Below are 2,773 nucleotides of genomic sequence, written 5' to 3'. Positions count from 1 at the left end.
GCTTGAAATACCCAAGCGCCATCATCGCGCAATGTTCGTGAGGCTTGCCCGGACTGGTGCAGATGATTGAGGTGGGCGACCGCCTCGACCAGTGCCAGCCCGTATTCGCCTTGGCTGATCTTGCGTTTAAACAACGGCATGAAGCATTCGCCAGCCGCACGCGGTTCGATCAGATGCGCCCGAAGCCGACTGAGCGCGCCATGGTGGTTTTCGATCAGTTGGGTCAGCCGTGTGGGCAGGCCGGTGAAGGGCAGCTTATGCCCGCCAAGCACAAGTTGGCCGGGTTCTGCGAAGGCTTGAAATTTCTCGCAGGATCGCAGCCAGTCGGTGACCGGATCGGCATCCGGTTCTGTTGGATAGACCCCGAGGTTCGGACTGATTGACGGCAAGATCTGGTCGCCGCTGATGACGAGGTTGTCGTCCCGGCTCCAGAATGTTGCTTGTTCGGGGGCGTGGCCATCACCCATGCGAATAACCCATGAGCGGCCACCCATATTGATCGTTTCGCTGTCGATTAGCCGGGTATAGCCAAGGGGCAGGGGTGCCACGCAATCGGCAAAGTTGAAGGGGCGCTCGGATTTGCGGCGTTCCTGTTCGGCGGGGTCCATGCCTGCACGACGGTAGAAGGCGAGCGTTTCCGCGTTGGGTTTATCCTGCTCATCCAGCGTCAGCATCCGCGCCATCAGCCAGCCGGTGCGGGGCATTGCCAATGTTGCGCCTTGCTGGATGAACCATGCAGCCAGCCCGACATGATCGGGGTGGTGGTGGGTCGCGATCACGCGGGAGACGGGTTTGCCCTGCAATGGTCCTTCCAGCAGCTTTTCCCAAATTGCACGGCTGCGCTTGGAGGCAAAGCCGGTGTCGATCACCGTCCAACTGCCGCCATCATCCAGCGCGTAGACATTCACATGATCCAGCGCCATGGGCAGCGGCAGCCGCATCCACAAAACACCGGGTGCAACTGTGATCGCCTCGCCCTCTTTGGGTGGCTGGGGGAAAGGATAGCGGATGCCGCTTTGATCGTCCGGCATCAGGCGGCGAGGTCGTCTGCGGATATGGCCATGAGATCGTCTGCCCCTTCGCGTGCGTGTGCCAGAAGGCCCACATGTTCGGGCAACATACGCTTGATATAGAAGGTTGCAAGGCGGGCGCGGCTGGCATTGCCGTTGACTGCACTTGCCAGATGGGCATGACCGCCAAGGACGCGCGCGAAGGCCCGCAGATAGGGCACGGCTCCTGCAAAGCGGTTGTTCAGGTCATCCTGCGCAACCAGCCACTCCGTGGTTTCACGCAGGCTTTCGGCGGATTGCCAGACGGCTTCGGCCAGATCGGGGTGTGTTGCCCTGGCCGCTTCTGCGCCTTGTTCGATTTCTTCCAGCAGCCGGAAGGCCGCTTCGCCCCCGTCCATCAGCTTGCGCGCCACAAGGTCCATAGCCTGAATACCGTTTGTGCCTTCATAGATGGTCGAAACGCGGACATCGCGGGCATATTGGGCAGCACCGGTTTCTTCGATAAAGCCCATGCCGCCGTGCACCTGAATGCCGGTGGCGGCAACTTCACAGCCCACATCGGTGCCGAAGGCCTTGCTGATCGGCGTCAGGAAAGCAGCGCGCGCTTGCCAACCTGCGGCACCGGTGGCCAGCGCCATGTCGATCGCAACCGCGTTCATCAAGGTGATCGCACGGGCGGCATAGGTATCGGCCTTCATGCTGGCCAGCATCCGGCGCACGTCGGCGTGTTCGATGATCGTACCGGTGCCGGGGGCTTTGCCCTGCTTACGGTCCATGGCATAGGTCAGCGCGTGTTGCAGCGCGCCTTCGGCCACGCCGACGCCTTGGGTTGCGACGCCAAGGCGCGCGTTGTTCATCATGGTAAACATCGCGGCGATGCCGCCGTGTTCTTCACCGACAAGCCATCCTGTCGCGCCAGCGTATTCCATCACGGCAGTGGGTGATCCATGCAGGCCCATCTTGTGTTCAAGGCTGACCACGCGCAGGTCGTTTTTCTTGCCCGGGTTGCCATCGTCATCCGGTATCAGCTTGGGTACCATGAAAAGGCTGATTCCCTTGGTGCCGGGCACGCCGTCGGGCAGACGGGCCAGAACGAGGTGGCAGACGTTTTCGGTGAAATCATTGTCGGCCCAACTGATGTAGATTTTCTGGCCGGTGATTGCATAGGTGCCATCGCCATTCGGTTTGGCCTTGGTACGCAGCGCGCCGACATCGGACCCGGCCTGCGGTTCGGTCAGGTTCATCGTGCCGTTCCATTCGCCCGAGATCAGCTTGGGGATATACAGCTCTTTGATCGTACCAGAGGCGTGGTGTTCAAGAGCTTCGATCTGGCCTTGGGTCAAGAGCGGGCTGAGCTGGATCGCAAGGCACGCGCTGGCGATCATTTCATTGATGGTCGTCGTCAGGGTCATTGGAAGGCCAAGGCCGCCGACCGCTTTGCTGGCGGACATGCCGATCCATCCGCCGGTCGCGATGGCGTTGTAACCTTCGGCAAAACCGGGCGGGGTGCGCACTACTCCGTTTTCAAGGCGGGCCGGATGCAGGTCGCCGGCGCGGTTCAGGGGCGCAAGGATTTCTTCGCACATCCTGGCACCTTCGCTGAGGATCGCCTGTGTCATATCCGGTGTGGCATCGGCAAAATGGTCGGTCGCTGCGATCTGATCAAAACCGACGACATGATCCATCAAGAACTGAAAATCGCTGACAGGCGCGCGATAAGGCATTGTTCTGTCTCCAAAATGTGCAGCCGCTTGGCAAAGCAT

The 2,773-nt window shown here is 60.7% G+C and carries 2 protein-coding genes; both read right to left on the bottom strand.

What is annotated here, in order from left to right; genetic code table 11:
* A partial coding sequence (locus R6T97_RS03845) for an MBL fold metallo-hydrolase (protein WP_410347979.1) occupies nucleotides 1–1,031 on the bottom strand: 1,031 nt, incomplete at its 3' end.
* Nucleotides 1,031–2,734, bottom strand: coding sequence for an acyl-CoA dehydrogenase (locus tag R6T97_RS03840; protein WP_410347980.1), 1,704 nt, complete (start codon nucleotides 2,732–2,734; stop codon nucleotides 1,031–1,033). The genes R6T97_RS03840 and R6T97_RS03845, both read right to left, overlap by 1 nt.
* Nucleotides 2,735–2,773: the final 39 nt, after the last annotated feature.

It is taken from the genome of Yoonia sp. (genome assembly GCF_046498525.1).
In the GTDB taxonomy this organism is placed as follows: domain Bacteria; phylum Pseudomonadota; class Alphaproteobacteria; order Rhodobacterales; family Rhodobacteraceae; genus Yoonia.
The sequence above is the reverse complement of the archived record's forward strand: the minus strand, read 5'-3'. Positions and strand labels throughout refer to the sequence as shown.

Coding starts and splice junctions, on each gene's coding strand:
- R6T97_RS03840 (WP_410347980.1), bottom strand. CDS start 2,734: ATGCCTTATCGCGCGCCTGTCAGCGATTTTCAGTTCTTGATGGATCAT.